This is a genomic window from Streptomyces sp. NBRC 110028 (assembly GCF_001417735.1).
In the GTDB taxonomy this organism is placed as follows: domain Bacteria; phylum Actinomycetota; class Actinomycetes; order Streptomycetales; family Streptomycetaceae; genus Streptomyces.
In genome coordinates this window covers 226,507-245,868 of the sequence record NZ_BBUZ01000022.1, presented here as the reverse complement: position 1 = coordinate 245,868, position 19,362 = coordinate 226,507, and the positions used below count along the sequence as shown (strand labels likewise).

The 19,362-nt window shown below is 72.8% G+C and carries 19 protein-coding genes; 12 read left to right on the top strand and 7 right to left on the bottom strand.

Annotated elements, in window-relative coordinates:
- Positions 1–94: 94 nt before the first annotated feature.
- From rfbB to ASC60_RS01225, 4 genes are read left to right on the top strand one after another with little or no spacing between them, the layout of a single operon-like run.
- Positions 95–1,132: a dTDP-glucose 4,6-dehydratase gene (gene rfbB, locus ASC60_RS01240; RefSeq protein ID WP_055545793.1), complete on the top strand. Its 1,038-nt coding sequence runs from the start codon at positions 95–97 to the stop codon at positions 1,130–1,132.
- Between the two features lie 5 nt (positions 1,133–1,137).
- Complete coding sequence (locus ASC60_RS01235; RefSeq protein ID WP_055547077.1) at positions 1,138–2,106, top strand: ATP-grasp domain-containing protein; 969 nt, start codon at positions 1,138–1,140, stop codon at positions 2,104–2,106.
- A complete protein-coding gene (locus ASC60_RS01230; protein ID WP_055545791.1) occupies positions 2,106–3,242 on the top strand; it encodes a DegT/DnrJ/EryC1/StrS aminotransferase family protein in 1,137 nt (378 codons plus the stop codon). Before ASC60_RS01235 ends, ASC60_RS01230 begins: the two co-directional genes overlap by 1 nt.
- Positions 3,239–3,676, top strand: coding sequence for a protein-tyrosine-phosphatase (locus tag ASC60_RS01225; protein WP_055545789.1), 438 nt, complete (start codon positions 3,239–3,241; stop codon positions 3,674–3,676). The genes ASC60_RS01230 and ASC60_RS01225 overlap by 4 nt, the downstream gene beginning before the upstream one ends.
- Positions 3,677–3,691: 15 nt before the next feature.
- Here ASC60_RS01225 and ASC60_RS01220 read toward each other — a convergent pair whose 3' ends face one another.
- From ASC60_RS01220 to ASC60_RS43925, 3 genes are all read right to left on the bottom strand, one after another.
- A complete protein-coding gene (locus ASC60_RS01220; RefSeq protein ID WP_055547075.1) occupies positions 3,692–4,891 on the bottom strand; it encodes a glycosyltransferase in 1,200 nt (399 codons plus the stop codon).
- Between the two features lie 92 nt (positions 4,892–4,983).
- Positions 4,984–6,522 carry an ATP-dependent DNA ligase gene (locus tag ASC60_RS01215; RefSeq protein WP_055545787.1) on the bottom strand — a complete coding sequence of 513 codons (1,539 nt, stop codon included), beginning with the start codon at positions 6,520–6,522 and terminating at the stop codon, positions 4,984–4,986.
- A 113-nt stretch (positions 6,523–6,635) separates the two neighbouring features.
- Complete coding sequence (locus tag ASC60_RS43925; protein ID WP_063787053.1) at positions 6,636–7,271, bottom strand: hypothetical protein; 636 nt, start codon at positions 7,269–7,271, stop codon at positions 6,636–6,638.
- 240 nt (positions 7,272–7,511) lie between these two features.
- On the opposite strand from ASC60_RS43925, the gene ASC60_RS01205 reads away from it, so the two are divergent.
- The 7 genes from ASC60_RS01205 (at position 7,512) to ASC60_RS01175 (ending at position 15,769) form a co-directional block, all read left to right on the top strand.
- Entirely contained in the window at positions 7,512–10,337 is a 2,826-nt protein-coding gene (locus tag ASC60_RS01205; RefSeq protein ID WP_079038086.1) for a SpoIIE family protein phosphatase, read from the top strand.
- Positions 10,338–10,614: 277 nt separating this feature from the next.
- A complete protein-coding gene (locus tag ASC60_RS01200) occupies positions 10,615–12,189 on the top strand; it encodes an ATP-binding protein (RefSeq protein ID WP_055545785.1) in 1,575 nt (524 codons plus the stop codon).
- A 14-nt stretch (positions 12,190–12,203) separates the two neighbouring features.
- Positions 12,204–12,632 (top strand): roadblock/LC7 domain-containing protein, encoded by a 429-nt coding sequence (locus tag ASC60_RS01195; RefSeq protein ID WP_055545783.1) that lies wholly within the window; start codon positions 12,204–12,206, stop codon positions 12,630–12,632.
- The gene (locus tag ASC60_RS01190) at positions 12,629–12,991 is read left to right on the top strand and encodes a DUF742 domain-containing protein (RefSeq protein ID WP_055545781.1); all 363 of its coding nucleotides are present in this window, start codon (positions 12,629–12,631) and stop codon (positions 12,989–12,991) included. The genes ASC60_RS01195 and ASC60_RS01190 overlap by 4 nt, the downstream gene beginning before the upstream one ends.
- Complete coding sequence (locus ASC60_RS01185; protein WP_079038085.1) at positions 12,972–13,589, top strand: ATP/GTP-binding protein; 618 nt, start codon at positions 12,972–12,974, stop codon at positions 13,587–13,589. Before ASC60_RS01190 ends, ASC60_RS01185 begins: the two co-directional genes overlap by 20 nt.
- On the top strand, positions 13,586–14,857 hold the full coding sequence (locus ASC60_RS01180; protein WP_079038084.1) for a cytochrome P450: 1,272 nt from the start codon (positions 13,586–13,588) through the stop codon (positions 14,855–14,857). The genes ASC60_RS01185 and ASC60_RS01180 overlap by 4 nt, the downstream gene beginning before the upstream one ends.
- A 291-nt stretch (positions 14,858–15,148) precedes the next feature.
- On the top strand, positions 15,149–15,769 hold the full coding sequence (locus ASC60_RS01175; protein ID WP_055545777.1) for a TetR-like C-terminal domain-containing protein: 621 nt from the start codon (positions 15,149–15,151) through the stop codon (positions 15,767–15,769).
- A 47-nt stretch (positions 15,770–15,816) separates the two neighbouring features.
- Here the strand turns inward: ASC60_RS01175 and ASC60_RS01170 are convergent, their stop codons facing one another.
- From ASC60_RS01170 to ASC60_RS01155, 4 genes are all read right to left on the bottom strand, one after another.
- Positions 15,817–16,500: a DUF305 domain-containing protein gene (locus ASC60_RS01170; protein ID WP_055545775.1), complete on the bottom strand. Its 684-nt coding sequence runs from the start codon at positions 16,498–16,500 to the stop codon at positions 15,817–15,819.
- Entirely contained in the window at positions 16,497–17,162 is a 666-nt protein-coding gene (locus tag ASC60_RS01165; protein WP_055545773.1) for a DUF3105 domain-containing protein, read from the bottom strand. The genes ASC60_RS01170 and ASC60_RS01165 overlap by 4 nt, the downstream gene beginning before the upstream one ends.
- 84 nt (positions 17,163–17,246) lie before the next feature.
- Positions 17,247–17,738 (bottom strand): hypothetical protein, encoded by a 492-nt coding sequence (locus ASC60_RS01160; protein ID WP_159043189.1) that lies wholly within the window; start codon positions 17,736–17,738, stop codon positions 17,247–17,249.
- A 117-nt stretch (positions 17,739–17,855) separates the two neighbouring features.
- A complete protein-coding gene (locus ASC60_RS01155; RefSeq protein ID WP_055545769.1) occupies positions 17,856–18,215 on the bottom strand; it encodes a helix-turn-helix transcriptional regulator in 360 nt (119 codons plus the stop codon).
- 68 nt (positions 18,216–18,283) lie between these two features.
- Here ASC60_RS01155 and ASC60_RS01150 point away from each other — a divergent pair, with 68 nt between their 5' ends.
- Positions 18,284–19,351: a cation diffusion facilitator family transporter gene (locus tag ASC60_RS01150; RefSeq protein WP_055545767.1), complete on the top strand. Its 1,068-nt coding sequence runs from the start codon at positions 18,284–18,286 to the stop codon at positions 19,349–19,351.
- The last annotated feature ends 11 nt before the right edge of the window (positions 19,352–19,362 follow it).

The following is a 19,362-nucleotide window of genomic DNA, read 5'->3' as shown; positions in this document are numbered from 1 at the left end:
GACATGGTGAGGTCACGCCCCGCCGATCGGCCGGGCAGCCCCCGGCGGTGCAGGTCGACACCGGCGCCGTCCTCCTTCCCTCAAGGAGAGGCCCATGGAACGCTTACTCGTCACCGGCGGGGCCGGCTTCATCGGCTCGCACTTCGTGAAGCGAATCATCCGCGCGGAGGATGTTGCCACGGTGACCGTCCTTGACGCCCTCACCTACGCCGGCCGCGTCGAGAACCTGGGGACGGCTTTCCTCAGCCCGAAGTTGACGTTCGTCCCAGGCAACATCCTCGATGCCGAGCTCGTGGACGACCTCATGGCCGAGCACAGCGCTGTCGTGCATTTCGCAGCGGAGTCCCACGTCGACCGCTCGTTCTTCGCTGCCGCCGCGTTCCTCGCCACCAACGTGCACGGCACGTACACCATCCTCGACGCCGCGATGCGGCACGGTGTGCAGAAATTCGTGCACGTCTCGACGGATGAGGTCTACGGTCCGCTGCCGGAAGGCACAGCCACCGAGGAGGCCCCGCTCCGTCCCTCCGTCCCCTACGCCGCGTCGAAGGCCGCGAGCGACCTCGTCGCCCTGTCGTACTGGCAGACCTTCGACGTGCCGGTGTGCGTGACCCGCTCCTCGAACAACTACGGCCCGTACCAGCACCCCGAGAAGATCATCCCCCTGTTCCTCACCTGCCTCCAGCGCGGCGAGCCGGTCACCCTCCACGGCCGGGGCGAGCACGTCCGTAACTGGCTGCACGTCGAAGACAACTGTGCCGGCATCGAGGCCGTCCTCCGGCGCGGTACTCCCGGCGAGATCTACAACCTCGGTGGCGGCACCGACCTCACCAGCCGGGAGCTGACCGGCTACCTCCTCCGCCTCTGCGGCGCGACCGAGGAGGCGATCACCTACATCCCCGACCGGGCGGCGAATGACATCCGGTACTCGATCGACTGGACGAAGGCATCCGCTCAGCTTGGATACCGGCCCGATCGGGATGTGGAGGACGGCCTCGCCGAGACCGCCGAGTGGTACTGCCGCAACCCCGACCTGTGGGCGCCGCTGATGCGGAACCCGCAGGCCGCGCGCCTTCCGCGGATCGTCCCCGCCGCGGCTTGTGCCTTCCCGGTCGTCCCGGCAGGGTGGTGACCGTCGTGCCGAAGCGCATCCTCGTCACTGGCGTCGGCGGCGCCCCCGGCTTCGACCTCGCCCGGTCCCTCCAGGAGCTCGGCTGCGATGTCCTCGGAGCCGACGCGGACCCACATGCGGCCGGGCTCCTCCTCCCGGAAGTCACCGCGCACGTCCTCCCCCCGACGGAGGACGCCGCGTACCGCACAGCCGTGCTCCGGCTGTGTGCGGAGGCCCGCCCGGACGCGGTCCTCTCGACCGTAGAGAGGGAGCTGCCGCGCCTGGTCGCCCTCCGCCGGCCGCTGGCGGGCCTCGGCGTCACCACCTGGCTCCCCGACCGGGACGCGGTCGCGGCGTGCGGCGACAAAGCCCGGTTCGCCGCCGTGCTCGCCGAGCACGGCGTGCCGACGCCGCGCACCGTCCTCCCGGACGAGCTCGACCGCGCGCCGGACGGCCCTCTCGTCGTCAAGCCCCGGCACGGACAGGGCGCGAAGGGCGTGCATGTGTGCCGGACGCGGGAGCAGGCCCGGGTGTTGTGCGAGCTCATCCCGGCGCCGATCGTGCAGGAACACGTCCGCGGGCGGGAGTTCACCGCGGACTGCCTCGTCGACCGCGCCGGCCGGGCCTCCGTGGTCCTCCGATATCGGCTCCTGGTCAAGGGGGGCCTCGCCGTCGTCTCCCGTACGTTCACCGACCCCGACGCGGCGGAGCGCGTCCGCGCCGCGCTCACCGCGACCGGTGTCACCGGGGCGTGCTGCGTGCAGGGCTTCATCCGGGAGCAGGCTGGAGGCCCGGGCAGGGTCGTCATCACGGAGGCCAACGCCCGGGTCGCCGGTGGATTCCCTACCTCCGTCGCGGCCGGCGCGGACTACGTCGGACAGTACCTCCGCGGTCTCTTCCGCCAGGACGTCGACCACGGCCGGCTCACCTACAAGCCGGACGTCACCCTCACGCGATACGTCGAGACGCTGACCAGCATCGAAGGGGCGGCCTGATGACCAGCACCACAACCCCGGACATCGCGCGGAACGCGCGCCCGTACCTCTATGGGGGCGAGGAAGCCGCCATCGCCGGCGCGCTGAGCGCCGGCCAGTACAACCACGGCGCGGTCACGGAAGAGTTCGAGCAGCGCATCGCCGCGTTCCTCGGCGTGCCGGATGTCGTCGCGGTCGCCTCCGGCACGGCCGCCCTCCATGTCGGGCTTCTTGCCGCAGGCGTCGGCCCGGGCCATGAGGTCCTGGTGCCCTCCTTCACTTTCTGCGCGAGCGTGCAGGCGATCGTCGCAACGGGGGCCCGGCCGCGGTTCATCGAAGTCAACCCCGGCACCGGATGCGTCGAGCCTGCCGAGGTCCTGGCCGCCCTCACCCCTCACACCCGCGCCGTGCTGCCGGTCCTCTACGGGGGCCGGGCCGTCGACCTCGCCCCAGCCCGGCCGACGCTGGACGCCCAGGGTGTGACCGTGGTCGAGGACGCGGCGCAGGCCTTCGGCTCCTGGCAGGGAGAGCGCCGAGTCGGCACGACCGGCGTGGTGACGTGCTTCTCCTTCGGCCCGGTCAAGAACCTCACGTGTGGGCTCGGCGGCGTGATCGTGCCCCGTACATCGCTGGAAGCCGACACCTGTCGGCGCCTGCGCGGCCTCGGCATCGTGGAGCCCTCGACTAGGCGCGCGGAGATGACGGCGTACACGGTCGACGGGTTCGGCATGCGTGTGCAGATGTCGCCGCTCAACGCCGCTGTGGGCCTCGTGCAGCTCGCCCACTTCGCAGAGGCGGAGAACCGGCGCCGCTCCCTCTGGCGCGCCTACGCCACTGCCCTCGACGGAATCGGTGGCGTCGCCCTGGTCGACGCCGACGTAGACCGCACGGTCCCGCCGATGTGTGCCGTCCGCGTCCCCGACGGCCGCCGTGACAGGGTGTTCCTAGAGCTACGGAACCGCGGTATCGGCGTCGGTGTGCACTACCCGCCGAACCACACGCAGCCGGCCTTCTCCACGTGGCACCGGCCGCTGCCGGTCACCGAGCGATTGGGTCAGGAGATCATGACGCTCCCGTTCCACCAGCACCTCACGCCGACGGACGCCGAGCACGCCGCCGCCGAATTGCGCCGCGCCCTCGTCAGGGCCAGGCGGTGAGCGCCGCCGCACGGCCGCGGCGCCTCCTCACGGTGTGCCTCGGCAACCACTGCCGCTCACCGCTCGCAGCGCTCATCCTCGCGGAGCTCGGCGGCGCAGCCGTCGAAGTCCGGTCGGCCGGCACCCGGGACAAGTGGGTCGGGCACCCCGCGCACGCGCAGATGGTGACCGCCGCGGCGACGGCCGGCTACGACCTCACCGCCCACCGAGGCGTACACCTCACTCCCAGCCTGCTGGACTGGGCGGACGCCGTCCTCGCCATGGACGGCGCCAACCTCACCGCCATCCGCGGCCTCACCGACGGGGCGGTCGTCCGGAAGACCGTCCTCTACCTCATCGACCGGGACGTCCCCGACCCTTGGGGCAAGGGGCCGGAGGCTTTCGCCGTCGTCGTCCGCCTCATTCGGGACGGCGCCCCGCGGCACCTCTCGTAGAACCGGTCCGACCGGTCAGCCGGACGCGGCGGACAGGAGCACGTCCACGAGCCTGTCCGCCGCGTCCGGCCGTCCGTGTGCCCGAGCCGCGTCCGCCATCCCCGCGCGCCGCGCCGGGTCGGTGAGCAGTGGCCCGAGGGCGTTCTGCAGCCGGTCCGCGGTGACTTCTCCCTCCAGCGCGATGGCCGCGCCCGCTTCCTCCAAGTGACGGGCGTTGTGTGCCTGCTCGTTCCCCGCCGAGGAGGCGAGCGGCACGAACACGGCCGGCTTGCCGAGGGCGGTGAGCTCCGCGAGGGTGCCGGCGCCACTGCGGGAGACCACGACGTCGGCGAGCGCCAGGACGTCGGGCAGCTCCGGGCCGACGAACCCGGTGAGGTAGTACCGCCCCGCGAGGTGTGGCGGGAGCGCCGACGCGCTCGCGCGCAGGGCCTCGACGTTCGCCGGACCGCACTGGTGCACTACGTTCGCACGCTCCAGCAGCCACGGGAGCGCGTCCCGGACTACGTTGTTGATCTGCTGCGCGCCCTGCGCGCCGCCGGTCACGTACAGCGTCGGGAGCCGCTGGTCGAAGCCAACCAGCCCGAGGGCGGCGACTGCCTTCTCAGCGTGCCCGGTCAGGACCTCCGGCCGTACCGGGTTGCCTGTGACGACCGTGGCGGACCGCACAGCCTCCGGGAGGAGCGGGAGCGTCGACTCCGACGACACAGCGATCCGCGCCGCCGACCCGGCCAGCTTCCGGTTCGCCAGCCCGAGCCGCACGGTCTGTTCATGCAGCACCAGCGGACGCTTGCACATGCGGGCGGCGAGCCCGGCCGGGACGGCGACGTACCCGCCGGTCGCGAGGACGACGTCCGGCCGGAAGTCCGACACGATCTTGCGGGCCTGAGCGACACCGAGCGGTACCCGCGCCATGTCCTTGACGTTCGCCGGGGACACCATCTTGAGCGGATTCGCAGACCTGCGGATCTTGCCCGTAGCGACTGTCTTGAAGGTGATGCCCTCGGCCGGGGCGACGCGGGCCTCCAGCCCGTCGGACGTGCCGATCCAGAGGACGTCGAGCGTGCGGCGGTCGACCGTCAGCCGGGCCTGTAACGCCCGGACCGCGGTCAGCGCGGGGTAGGTGTGGCCGCCGGTACCTCCCCCCGTGACGATGAGGCGAAAGGCGTCCGGCAGACGGGAAGGTTGATTCACCCCGCGGACCCTACTGCCGGCCATGGACAGCACGTCGGTATTTCCTCGAACTCTCGTCGGCTTGACGTCGACGACGCGTCATCGACGGGTCCGACTGCGGCAGTCAGCGCACCGACTCACGCCCGTCGCAGCGCCAGCACCGTCTCCACCGTGTCCGCCTGGTCCGCCGGTTTGTCCTCCCGGTAGCGCAGCACGCGCGCGAAGCGCAGGGTGACCCCGGCCGGGTAGCGGGAGGAGCGCTGCAGGCCGTCGAAGGCCACCTCCACCACCAGCTCGGGCCGTACCCGCACCACCCAGCCGTCGTCGCTGACCGCGATCCCCAGCAGCGCTTCGGTCTGCCACTCCAGCAGCGCGTCGGTCAGCCCCTTGAAGGTCTTGCCGAGCATCAGGAACGTGCCGTCCGGCCGCCGGGCGCCCAGGTGGAGGTTGGACAGCTTGCCGGTGCGGCGGCCGTGGCCCCACTCCGCGGCCAGCACCACCAGGTCGAGCGTGTGCACCGGCTTGACCTTCAGCCAGGACGCCCCGCGCCGCCCCGCGCCGTACGGGGCCTCAAGGCCCTTGACCAGGACGCCCTCGTGGCCCCTGGCCAGTACGTCGGCGGCGAAGGCGCGGGCCTCCCGCCGCCGCTCCGGGTCCGCCGGGTCCTCGGCGACCAGCCGCCGCACCCGGCGGGGCGCGGGGGCCACCCGGGCCAGCTCGGTGTGGCGCTCACGGGTCGGCAGCGCGAGCAGATCGCGGTCGTCCACGGCGAGCAGGTCGAAGAAGACGGGGGACAGCGGCAGCGCGGCGGACGCCCCGGCGATGTCGAGCCGGGAGCCGACCCGGGCGGAGACCTCCTGGAACGGCCGGGGCCGCCCCGCCTCGTCCAGGGCGATCACCTCGCCGTCGAGGATGGCCCGCTCCACCGCGAGTTCCCGGGCCGCCGTCACGACCTCGGGCAGCCGGTCGGTGATCTCGTCCAGGGTGCGGGTGTAGACGCGTACGGCGTCCCCGTCCCGGTGCACCTGGACCCGGATGCCGTCCAGCTTCTCCTCGACCACGCACGGGCCGAGCCGGTCCATGGCCTCGTCCAGGTCCGCCGCGCTCTGCGCGAGCATCGGCAGCACCGGCCGCCCCACCTCCAGCCGGAAGTCGGCCAGCGCGGCCGGGCCGCGCGCGAGCAGCGCCTCGGCGACCGCGCCCAGCGAACCGCCGAGCATCACCGCCCGGCGCACCTCGGCGGGCGGTGCGCCGGCCGCCTGCGCCAGCCCCTCCACGGCCAGCGCCTCCAGCGCGCCCTGGCGCAGCTCGCCGCCGATGAGCCCGAGCAGGAAGCGCTGCTCGTCCTCGGTGGCATCGGCCATGAGCGCGCCCACCAGCCGCCTTCGCTCCGCCCCGGCGCCGGTGCCGGACACGGCGGCGATGCGGCTCAGCGCGCGGTCCACGTCGAGGACGGCGAGCCGTGGCGCGGCGGCGGGCTCGCGCCGCTGCCGCAGGGTGGACCAGCCGACGCCGGTGCGGCGCTGCGGGAGCTTCCCCGCGAGGTAGGTGATCACCACGGGGGCCTCGGCGGGTTCGGTGCGGCGGAACAGCCCGGCCAGGGCGGCGATCTTCTCCGAGCGGGCGGAGGTGGCCGCGACCTGCCGGGAGGTTCGTGCGACATCGGCCAGCAGCATGGCTCCAGCCTGCCTCCGCCGCCGCCGTGCCGCACGCGATCCGTGCTAGACCGACGGGTTCATCGATCTCGGTGTCACCGGCGGCCGGGCCGCCGATGACACCACCCTGGTCGTCATCGGTCTTCGGGCCCCGGCCCGCGGCCTTCGTAGCCCGGTCCGCGGCCTTCATGGCCCGGTCCGCGGCCCTCGTAGCCGGACCCGCGGCCTTCGGGACCCGGCTCGCGGGCGTCCGGACCGGCTCCGCGGCCTTCGTATCCCTGTCCGCGGCCTTCGTACCGGGCCTCGCGGCCCGCCCCGCGGCCCATGGAACCCGCGCCGGCCATCCCCGCCTCGTAGCCCTGGCCCCCGGTGCACAGGGCCCAGATGATGAACGCGTCGATGAGCAGCAGCGCCACCGCCCACAGCGGGGTGTACGGCAGCCACAGGAAGTTGGCGATCAGGGCGAGCCCCGCGATCACCACGCCCACGGTCCGGGCCCACATCGCGCCGGTGAACGTCGCCAGGCCGGCGATCACCAGGACGATGCCGAGGATCATGTGGATCCAGCCCCACCCGGTGAGGTTGTAGCTGAAGATGTAGTTCGGGGTGGCCACGAAGACCCTGTCGGTGCGTACGGCGGCGACGCCCTGGGCGAGGGTCATCAGACCGCCGAAAAGCATCATGACGGCCCCGAAGACGAGACGTCCGCTGACTCCGCCGTAGGTGCGGGGAGCGGTTCCCGGGTGGACTCCACCCGCGTGAGTGGCCATGTCGGGCTCCTTCGTCAGGCGCGATCGGCGACACGGTGGCCGCCGTTTCGCGGCAATTCGGGTGAATTGCCCTGTTGTCAGGTTTGCACAGTCCGCCGGGCTCGGCACCCCGCGCCCCGTGGTTTCCTCGCCCCGGCGGCCCGCGCGTAAAGTCACCCCTTCTCGGCGCAAGGTGCTTTTGTGGGCATGGCGGGCAGAAGGGGCTCGCCTTCCGGGGCATCCCGGTGTAGATGTATCTCTATGGCCCGGTTTATGGGTCGATCGTGGGTTGCCCGCATGTTCCCCGGTCGGCGCCCACGGAGTCGGCGGCGTGAGCGCCCTCAGGAGGCGGGACGGCGCACTGGGGTGTGGCGACACGTCCGCAGCGTCGCCGGCCAGGTTTTCGTCCTCCAGCTGATCATCGTGCTGCTGCTCGGCGTCGCGGCGTCCGCCGCCCTGGTGCTCCAGGTGCGGCACGACGCCACCAACGAGGCCCGCGGCCGGTCCATCGCCGTCGCCGAGTCCTTCGCCAACGCGCCGGGGATGGTGCGGGCCCTGCACAGCCGCGATCCGACCGCCGTGCTGCAGCCGAAGGCGGAGGCCGTCCGCAAGAGGACCGGGCTCGACTTCGTCGTCGTCATGAAGACCGACGGCATCCGGCTCACCCACCCCAACCCCAGGCGCATCGGACACCACTACATCGGCACCATCGGCCCCGCGCTGCACGGGCACCTCACCACCGGTACCGGCCCGGGCACCATGGGCGAGGCGATGGACGCGGTGGCGCCCATCTTCGACAGCCACCACAAGGTCGTCGGCGCGGTCGGCGCGGGCCTCACGATCCGCACGGTGAGCGGGCTCGCCGACCGCCAGCTGCCGCTGCTCATCGGCGCCGTCACCGCCTCGCTCGCCCTGGCCACCGGCGGCACCGCCCTGGTCACCAGGCGGCTGCGGCGCCAGACCCGGGGCCTGGACCCGGCCGAGATGACGCGGATGTACGAGCACCACGACGCGGTGCTGCACGCCGTGCGGGAGGGCGTGCTGATCGTCGACGGCGAGGGCCGCCTGGTGCTCGCCAACGACGAGGCGTCCCGGCTGCTCGGCCTGCCGCCGCGCCCCGAGGGACGCCCGGTCCACCTGCTGGGGCTGGACCCCGGGATCGCCGGTCTGCTGGTCTCCCGGCGCGTCGTCACCGACGAGGTGCGGGTGGCGGGCGACCGGCTGCTGGCGGTGAACAACCGGCCCACCGACCGCGACGGCGGTCCGCCCGGCAGCGTCACCACCCTGCGCGACTCCACCGAGCTGCGTGCCCTCTCGGGCCGCGCCGATGTGGCCCAGAAGCGGCTCAAGCTGCTGTACGACGCCAGCGTGGAGGTCGGCACCACGCTCGACGTGGGGCGCACCGCCGAGGAGCTGACGCGGGTGGCGGTGCCGCGGTTCGCCGATTTCGTCACGGTCGACCTGGCGGAGTCCGTACCGCGCGGGGAGGAGCCGTCCGCGGCCGGCGGCGCCCAGATGTGCCGGGTGGCCGTCCACGGCTTCCGGCCCGACCACCCCTTCTACCCCGTCGGCAGACGGTTCTCGTTCACCGCATCCGCGCCCCAGGCGCTGGGCATGGGCAGCGGGCGGCCGGTCGTCCAGGACGATCTGACCCGGGCGTCCGGCTGGCGTGCCCACGACCCCGGGCAGACGGCCAAGATCCTCGACTACGGCGTGCGGTCGCTGGTCACCGTGCCGCTGCGGGCCCGCGGCGTGCTGCTCGGCGTGGTCAACTTCTGGCGGATGGCGGAGCGCGAGACCTTCGAGGAGGAGGAGGTGACGCTCGCCGAGGAGCTGGCCTCCCACGCGGCGGTGTGCATCGACAACGCCCGCCGCTACACCCGCGAGCACACCATGGCGGTGACCCTCCAGCACAGCCTGCTGCCCCGCGCCGTGCCCCCGCAGAGCGCCCTGGACGTGGCCTTCCGCTATCTGCCCGCGGAGTCGGGCGTCGGCGGCGACTGGTTCGACGTCATCCCGCTGCCCGGTGCGCGGGTGGCGCTGGTGGTGGGCGACGTCGTCGGGCACGGGCTGCACGCGGCGGCCACCATGGGGCGGCTGCGGACGGCGGTGCACAACTTCTCCACCCTCGACCTGCCGCCCGATGAGATCCTGACCCATCTGGACGACCTGGTGGCCCGCATCGACCAGGACGAGATCCCCCTCGGCCAGGACCTCCCCGGCGGCGGGGGCGAACCGCTCACCGGCGCGACCGGGGCCACCTGCCTGTACGCGATCTACGACCCGGTGACGCGGCGCTGCACCATGGCCCGGGCCGGGCATCCGCCGCCCGCGGTGGTGAGCCCGGACGGGTCGGTGCAGTTCCCGGACCTGCCCGCCGGGCCCCCGCTGGGCCTGGGCGGGCTGCCGTTCGACATGGCCGAGCTGGAGCTGGCCGAGGGCAGCCATCTGGTCCTCTACACCGACGGGCTCATCGAGGACCGCCGCCGGGAGATCGACATCGGTCTGGAGATGCTGCGCGGCGCCCTGTCGCATCCGGGGCGGTCGCCCGAGGAGATCTGCACCGACGTGCTCGACGCGATGCTGCCCACCCAGCCGGGCGACGACATCGCGCTGATCGCCGCCCGGACCCGGGTGCTGGGCCCCGGCCGGGTGGTGTCCTCGGACGTGCCGTCCGACCCCGCCGCGGTGGCCGGAGTGCGTGCCGGGGCGCTGCGGCAGCTGGAGGAGTGGGGCATGGAGGAGGTGGCGTTCACCGCCGAACTGGTCCTCAGCGAGCTGATCACCAACGCCATCCGGCACGCCACCGGCCCGATCCGGCTGCAGCTGATCCGCGACCGCGGTCTGATCTGCGAGGTGTCCGACACCAGCAGCACCTCACCGCATCTGCGGTACGCGGCGACGACCGACGAGGGCGGCCGCGGGCTGTTCCTGGTCGCCCAGTTCGCCGAGCGCTGGGGGACGCGCTACACGGCGGGCGGCAAGGTCATCTGGGCGGAACTGGCGCTGCCCGAACCGCCCGAGCCGCACGAGGTCCTGCCGGCGGATCGGTCCGCCCGGCCGCCGGCGGTGCCGGAGCCGTCCTGACCGGCGCCCGAGCGAGGGGACATGAGGGGATACGTGACCCCAGCTCAGAACCGTTCAGCTTTGGCGGGATCGGGCAACCTGCCTTCTCCGGCCGTGATACTGACGGTCCGTCATGGTCCATGTGCCGATCGCGGGCGCTCAAAATTCGCTGAGCAGTACTACCATGTGCCGCCCACGGCTTGATGTCCGCGTGGTCCACCCTCAACCCTCGAACGCGCCCATGAGGACCTGATAGATGTCAGCACATATATCCAGCCATCCCTACAAAGGGCCAGCCGTGACCCGGCAGGCCCTGGCCGTGCCTCTGCTGGCCGCGGTCGTCGCCGGCGGGGCGGGAGCGTGGGTGACGGCAGAGGTGCCCGAATCCCGGCGCGTCCTCGTCGCCGTCTTCAGCGCGCTGGTGGCCGTGGCTCTGGGCGTGGCCCTCGCGGTCGCCGCCCACCGGTCACGGACCATCGGCCGGCTCCAGTCCCGGATCGCGAGTCTGGAGGCCGCGGCCGCGCAGCACGCCGCGGAGGCCGCCCGGCTCGCTGATGAAACGATTCCCTCTGCGGTGAAGGGCCTGCGGGAGGGCGGCTCGGTGGACACCGTGCTGATGCAGGTGACCAAGCCCGGTGACCAGGCGCACGGCCGGCTCCTGCGCAGGGTCGTGCAGGAGATCGGCACCGGTGAGCGCATGCGCGCCTCCGCGATGGCGGCCTGCGCCAACGCCGCGGGCCGGGTCCAGGCCCTGGCCACCAGCATGCTCGCGGACCTGCGCGAGATGGAGAACCGGCACGACGAGTCCGTCCTCGGCGACCTGCTGAAGCTCGACCACACCACCGCCCAGACGGGCCGCATCGCGGACAGCATCGCGGTCCTCACCGGCGCCCGCTCCGGGCGCCGGTGGACCAAGCCCATCGTGATGGAGTCCATCCTGCGCGGCGCGGTCGGCCGGATCAGCGCCTATCAGCGGGTCCGGGTCCACGCGGCCAGCAACGCGGCGGTCGCCGGTTACGCGGCCGAGGGCGTCATGCACGCCCTCGCCGAGCTGATGGACAACGCCACCAGCTTCTCGCCTCCCACCGAGGAGGTGCACGTGTACGTCGAGGAGACGCACACCGGCGTCGTGGTCACCATCGAGGACGGCGGCCTGGTCATGGGCCCCTCCGCGCTGGCCCGCGCCCAGAAGGCGGTCTCCTCGCAGACTCTCGACCTGACGACCCTGTCCGGCACCCGGCTCGGCCTCGCGGTCGTCGGCTGTCTGGCCCGTAAGCACGGGCTGACGGTCTCCTTCCGCCCGTCCGCCCGGGGAGGCACCGGCGTCGTGGTTCTGATCCCACAGCAGCTGATCACGCACATCAACCAGGGCGCGGTGCCCGGGGCGCCCGCGCGGAACCGCGCCGAGTCCGCCCGGCCGCGGACCGCCGCCGCTCCGGCGGCGCGGGCGACCGGCTCCCAGGCAGCCGCGAGCGCCGAGCCGGTGGCCGAGGCGGCCGTCCCGGTGGCCCCTCCCACCCCGTCGCCCGCGACGGAGCCCTCCGGGCCCTCCGGCACGTCCGTCGACTCCGACTTCGACGCCGACGCCTCCGCGGAGCCGCGCGTCAACGGGCTGCCCCGGCGGCGCCGAGGCGAGACGCTCGCCGCCGCCACGCGGGCCACGCCCCGCCCCGCCCCCGACGCCAAGCCGAAGGCTCCGCGGACCGACGCCGGGGCCCGCTTCGGTGCCTTCCGCGACGCCACGCGCGGCGGCTCCACCGGTGACGCCCCCGGGCGTAACACCACGTCGGAGGCGTCCGCAGAAACCAACGGGCCCGTGCCGTCCGCCGAGCCCGCACAGTCCGCCGAGTCCGCTGAGAACGACCAGCCGTGATGATAGGAACGCCGATGAACACCACAGACCGCAGCTTGGACTGGCTGTTGGAGAACCTGCTGGAGAAGACGCCGGGGGCCCGGCACGCGCTGGTGCTGTCGCGGGACGGCCTCAAGCTGTGCCTCACGTCCGGTCTCTCCGTGGACCAGGCCGACCAGCTGTCGGCCATCGCCTCGGGTATCCAGAGCCTCTCCCACGGCGCGTCCATCGAGTTCGGGGACGGCAGCGGCGGCGTCCGGCAGTCCATGACGGAGTTCCACGGGGGAATTCTGTTCATCGTCGAGGCCGGCGAGGGCGCCCATCTGGCCGTCGTGGCGGACGACGAGGCCGACGTCGGCATCATCGGGCACAACATGAACGAGCTGGTCGAGCAGATCGGCGACCATCTGCGGGCGGCGCCCCGGACCACCGGACATGGCCGTGGCGGCGGGATGAACGCATGATCCGAGGGCCGCTCGACAGCGAGGAGCCCGACCGGCTGTACACCGTCACCGGCGGTCGCAGCCGCGTCGACGAGAGCGTGTTCGACATGGTCACGCTCATCGTCAGCGAATCCGACCCCACCCCCGGCATGCAGTCCGAGCACGTCAAGATCCTGCGGATGTGCCGGCGGCCCATGGCGGTGGTGGAGATCTCCTCGTACCTGGGAATGCCCGTCAGCGTGGTCAAGATCCTGCTCTGCGACCTGCTCGACATGGGCAAGATCACCGCGCGCCATCCCCATGCCGCCCGCCCCGACAACGGAGGGCTGCCGGAGCCCGAAACGCTGAAGAAGGTGCTCGTTGCACTCCAGAACCTCTGACCGTGCCGACGTCCGGGCGCCGCTGCGGGCGAGCGCGAGCGAAGGCCTGAAGATCGTGATCGTCGGCGGCTTCGGCGTGGGCAAGACGACGATGGTCCAGTCGGTGAGCGAGATCCGCCCGCTCAGCACCGAGGAGACGATGACCCAGGCGGGCGTCGGGATCGACGACCCCTCCTTGGTCCAGTCGAAGACGACCACCACGGTCGCCTTCGACTTCGGCCGCATCAGCCTGGACGAGCAGATGGTGCTCTATCTGTTCGGCGCGCCCGGGCAGGAACGTTTCTGGTTCCTGTGGGACCGGCTCTTCGTCGGCACCCTGGGCGCGGTCGTCCTGGTGGACACCAACCGGCTCGCCGACTCCTGGTACGCCATCGACCGGCTCGAACACCACGGGACGCCGTTCATCGTGGCCCGCAACAACTTCACCGAACCGCAGCACACGCTGGAGGAGGTCCGGGACGCGCTCGATCTGCCCCCGGACATCCCCGTGATCGACTGCGACGCCCGTGAGCGCGACTCCAGCAAGGCCGTCCTCGTCGCGCTCGTCCGCCACCTCTACTCCCTGTCCACCTCCGCCGCCCGGGAGACCACCGCGTGACCACCCCGGACCCCACGACCCCACCCGAGGATCCCCTCGACCCCGCCGCACCGCTCCAGGGCTGGCCGGAGCAGCCGGACGCGGTGCGGCTGGACACCCAGATGCTCCGCTCCGATCCGGACGAGCTGTACCGGAAGCTGCGCCACGAGCACGGCCCCGTCGTGCCCGTGCTGCTCGAACCGGACATCCCCGTCTGGATGGTGCTGGGCTACCGGGAGCTGCTGCGGGTCACCGCGGACTCCAACGTGTTCGCCCGCGACTCCCGCCGCTGGCACTCCTGGGACCGGGTCCCGCCCGACTGGGAGCTGATCACGTTCGTCGCCTACCGGCCGACGATGCTGTTCACCGAGGGCCCCGATCACGAGCGCCGGTCCGAGGCGATGATCGACAGCCTGGAGTCCGTGGAGCCGTTCGAACTGCGGGCGGAGTGCGAGCGGGTCGCGGACCAGCTGATCGACGTCTTCGCGGGCAGCGGCCGCGCCGATCTGATGGCCGAGTACGCCAGCCAGATCCCGCTGCGGGTGCTGAACCGGATGTTCGGCCTGGACGACGATCCCGCGCTGACGCAGGAGATGCTCGACCTGGTCAGCGGGAAGGCGGGACCGGCCGCCTTCGACCGGCTGACCAACCGGATGGTGGCGCTGCTGGAGCACGCCCGGTCCCACCCCGCCGCGTCCAACATCGCCTCGGCCCTGGCGTTCCACCCGGCGGGCCTGACCGACGAGGAGATCGTCAACGACCTCCTGGGCAACGTCTACGCGGCCCACCAGCCCACCACCGACCTGATCGGCAACGCGCTGCGGCTCATGCTCACCGACGAGCGGTTCGCGGTCACCTTGTCCGGCGGGCGGCGCAGCGTGGGCCAGGCGCTCAACGAGGTGCTGTGGGAGGCCACCCCGATCCCCAACTGGGTGGGCCGCTGGGCCTCGGAGGACACCATGTTCGCCGGGCGCCACATCCGGAAGGGCGACTGCCTGATGCTGAGCCTCGCCGCGGCCAACGCCGACCCCGACGTACGCCCGGACTTCCAAGCCGGGGCGTCCGGCAACCAGGCCCACATGGCCTACAGCCACGGCACCCACGGCTGCCCCCAGGTCGGCCGCGAGCTGGCCGAGAGCATCGCCATGGCCGCGATCGAGGTCCTGACCGACCGCCTCCCGGACGTGACCCTCGCGGTCGCCCCCGACGAGCTGGAGTGGCGCTCGGCGCTGATGATGCGCGGCGTCTCGTCGATCCCGGTCGAATTCACCCCGGCCTTCGCCCGCTGACCGCCCCGCCCCGGCGGCAGACACCGCCGGGGCCGTCAGCGTGCCGGACCTTCCCTCCCCGCGTACGGAAGGTCCGGCACGCCCACTCGCACGACCCGCCCTTAATGCTCATGGGCGCGCGTTAAGCTGGGGGCGTCACCGTATCCGGACGCGGGCGCGTCACGCAATGACGTACTGGCCGGTAAAGGCTGGAAGTAAGGAAGATCTCGTGCGCCGGGGTCGGGGTGGGACATAGGGTCGGCCCGTTACCGACCCCATCCGCGGCACAGGAGACATGGCGGCTCACCATCCATGAACGCGCGACCACCCCATGGCTCGGCGCGCCCCGGCGGGCGTACGGCGCGGACCCGTGCCGCCGTGCTGGCCGCCGCCTACGACGAACTCGACGCCGAATCGTTCAGCGCCCTCACCCTCGACAAGCTCGCCCGGCGCTCCGGGGTGCACGCGTCGACCATCCGGCGGCGCTGGCGGACGGTGGAGGGGGTCGTCCTCGATCTGCTGGCCGAGCGCGCCGCCACGCTGCCCACCCCCGACTCGGGCGACTTCCGGCGGGATCTGCACGAACTCGCCCGGTTCATCGGCGACTTCAACGACTCGCTGCGCAATCGCAACGTCATCCAGGGGCTGGTGGCGGCCGCCGCCCATGACGTACGGGCCGAGGAGGTCGTCCGCGACACCTTCGCCGGCCGGATCGAGGACAGGACCCCGATCGTGCGGCGCGCGATCGACCGGGGCGAGGTGCCCGCGGACACCGACGCCAAGGCCGTCATCGGCGCGCTGGCCGCGCCCTTCTACTACCGGGTGCTCATCCTGCGCGGCTCCATCGACGCCCGGCTGGTGCGTACCAGCGCCGAGGCGGCCTACGAGGCGGCGCGGGCAGGGGTGTTCCGTACCGGGGTGGACGGGGAGTGAGCCCCCGGCCCGGCGCACAGCCGGGCCGGGGCCTCACCGGGGAGCGTTCAGGCGCCGCGCTCCTTCAGCATGTCGGCCATCAGCTGGATCTCCGACTGCTGGGCCCGCACCATCGTCGTGGCCAGCCGCTTCTCGGTCGGGTCGTGGACCTTCGCGACCGCGCCCTCCGCCATCTCGATCCCGCCCTTGTGATGGGCGGTCATCAGCTTCAGGTAGAGCACCTCGGCCGCCTTGCCCTTGGCCCTGCGCAGCCGGTCCAGCTCGGTGTTGGTGGCCATGCCCGGCATGAGCGAGCCGTCGTGCGGCTTGTACGCGTGGTCCATGCCCTCCATGCCCTCCATGGAGCCGTGCTTCATCCACGTCATCGGCGGCTCCTCGGACGTCCGGTCCAGCCCCCACATGTCCAGCCAGCCCTGCAGGATGCCGCGCTCGGTGGCCTGCGCGGTGAGGATGTCGAACGCCAGCCGCCGCACATCCTCGTCGTCGGTGCGGTCGCGCACGATGAGCGACATCTCCACCGCCTGCTGGTGATGGGTGGACATGTCGCGGGCGAAACCGGCCTCGGCGGAGGTGTCCTTCGGGGCGCCGGTGCCGGTCGTGCCCTCCGAGCGGTCGCTCATCAGCCACATCAGCCCCACCGCGACCAGCGTCAGCACCGCGAGGGCGGCGGTGATCCCGGCCACCAGCGGCTGCCGCGACGCACGGCCGACGGCGGTGGTCCCCTCCGTCACGACGACTTCCCGTTGGTGCAGTAGGCGTTCGGCTCGGGGGTCTGCTTGCCCTGGACGAACTTCTTGAAGAAGGCGGCCACCCGCGGGTCCGACGCCTTGTGAATGTCCAGCTGGTTGCCCCAGGCGTTGAGGACGATCGGCGCGTCCTGGTCCTGGTAGGGGCTCATCAGCGAGTACGGGGTCTTCTCCACCCGGGCCTTGAGGGTGGCGATGTCCTCCTTGGACGCCTTGTCGCTGTACGTCACCCACACCGCGCCGTGCTCCAGCGAGTGCACCGCGTTCTCCTTGGTCAGCGGCTTGGTGTAGACGTCGCCCTGGCAGTTCTGCCAGACCTGGTCGTGGTTTCCGCCGACCGGCGGCGACATGGCGTACTTCACGGTGCCGCCCACATGGGTGCGGCCCAGGTTCTTCCAGGTCTTCATGCCCTTGAACTCACCGGTCTTCACGACCGAGGAGGTCACCTTCGTCGCCTTCTTCTCCTTGTCGTTGCCCGCTTCGACCAGGAAGAAGCCGCCGACGGCCAGAGCGGCGACGATCACCGTGCAGGAGGTGATGGTGATGATCCGGTACCTGCGCTCGCGTGCCTTCTCCGCGCGGCGCAGCTCTTCTATCTTCGCGCGGCGCTCGGCCGCGCCCTTCGTCTTCGATCCCTTGGAAGCCATGGTTGTCCAGTCCTCGCAGTTCTCGCACTGTCGCACTGAATGAGTGATGTGGCGGCGGAGGCCGGCGATCGGCCAAGAGGCCTCCTAGGTGCGGAGTACTTGGAGCTGATGGAGGCCGAGGGCGTGGACGACCGTGTCGGGCGGTGCCCGTACGGCGTCCGTGCCCCGTGGGGCCTCCGGCGGCCGGAAACCGGCGGGGGCGGGCGGCGGGACGGGAGCGGGGACCAGGGCGGGGTTCCCGCCGCGGGGACCCGCCACGCAGTCGTCGCTGCCGCCGTCCGGGGCTTTCGGGTGGTCCCCGGCGGCCGGGGCGCCGGGAGCGGTGTGGAACCGGGCGACGGCCCCGGCCCCGGCCGCGGCCGGGGCCGGTGGCGGCCATGGGAGCTGCGGCTCGGCCACGAGGCGGTGCGGGCAGCCCGCCGACAGCGGCGGGTGGTCGCCGCCGGAGTGGACGCACAGCGGCGCCACCCAGAGCAGCACGGCGAGGAGGGGGACGACACGCCGGAGCGCGGAGCGCGCGGTGGCTCGCACCGCGCGCTTCCGTATGCCGTCGTCTCCGCCCCGCCCTCTGCCCATCGCGCCAGATCGTAACCAGTGGGCCTGCCGGGGCTGAACGGGTAGCACGGCAATCCCGTCAGTCGTGTGGCCAGTCGTGTGGCCAGTCACGCGGTCGGGCGGGCGGTCGGGCGCGCTTCAGTCGTGCCGGGGGAGGCCCGACAGGTCGTGGTCGGCGTGGCTCAGCGCCTCGGTCACCAGACGGGCCAGATGCCCGTCCCGGAGGGCGTAGACGACCCGTCGGCCGTCCTTGCGCGAGGTGACGACCCCGGCCAGTCGCAGCTTCGCGAGGTGCTGGCTGACGGCCGGGCGGGCCGCCCCGCAGACGGCGGTCAGCGCCGTCACATCGGCCTCGCCCGAGGCGAGGGTGTGCAGCAGCGCCAGCCGGGTGCGGTCGGCGAGCAGGACCAGAACCTCGGCGGCGCGCGCGAACTGCTCGGCGCTCGGGGTGCGCGGATGCGCATCGTGCGCATCTGATAGGTGCATGCGTGCGCTCATACGCACATAATGGTGTCCGCGGCGGACCGTGTCCAGTACGGGAGCGCACGGCGAAGGAGGCGGAGGCCATGGACGACCGGCACGAGCACGACCACGGGCACCACCACGGGCCTGACCACGAGCACGTTCACGATCACACCCGTGGCCGCGGCGCCCGGTGGCGCCACCGGGCGGGCCATCTGCCGCGCCCCCACTCCCATGCGGCCGCCGACAAGGTGGACCGGGCCCTGGAGTCCTCCGCCCGCGGCCTGCGCGCCCTGTGGACCTCCCTCGCCGTCCTCGGCGCGACGGCCGTCGCGCAAGCGGTCGTCGTGGTCGCCTCCGGGTCCGTCGCGCTGCTCGGCGACACCGTCCACAACGCCGCCGACGCCCTGACCGCCCTCCCGCTCGGCCTCGCCTTCCTGCTCGGCCGCCGCGCCGCCACCCGCCGCTTCACCTACGGCTACGGGCGGGCCGAGGACCTGGCCGGGATCGCGATCGTGCTCACCATCGCGGCCTCCGCCGCGTTCGCCGCCTGGACCGCCACGGACCGGCTGCTGCACCCGCGCGACATCGACCAGCTGCCCGCCGTGGCCGCCGCGGCCGTGGTCGGCTTCATCGGCAACGAATGGGTCGCCCGCTACCGCATCCGCGTCGGCCGCGACATCGGCTCGGCCGCCCTCGTGGCCGACGGCCTGCACGCCCGTACCGACGGCTTCACCTCGCTGGCCGTCCTGGTGAGCGCGGCCGGTGCCGCCCTCGGCTGGCGCCTCGCCGACCCCCTCGTCGGCCTCGCCATCACCGCCGCGATCCTGCTGGTGCTGCGCGACGCCGCCCGCGAGGTGTTCCGCCGGGTGATGGACGCCGTCGACCCGGCCCTGACCGACGCCGCCGAGCGGGCCCTGCGCGCCGTACCGGGCGTACGGGACGTCGGCGAGCTGCGGCTGCGCTGGATCGGCCACCGGCTGCGCGCGGAGGTCGCGGTCGTGGTCGGCGGCGAGCTGAGCGTACGGGAGGCCCACCGGGTCGCGGTGGACGCCGAACACGCCCTGCTGCACGCGGTCCCCCGGCTGACCGCCGCCCTGATCCACGCCGACCCGGCCCCGACCGACCGAGGCCCCGACCCGCACGCCCCGCTGGCCCACCACGCGGCGTGAGCGGGGCGCCG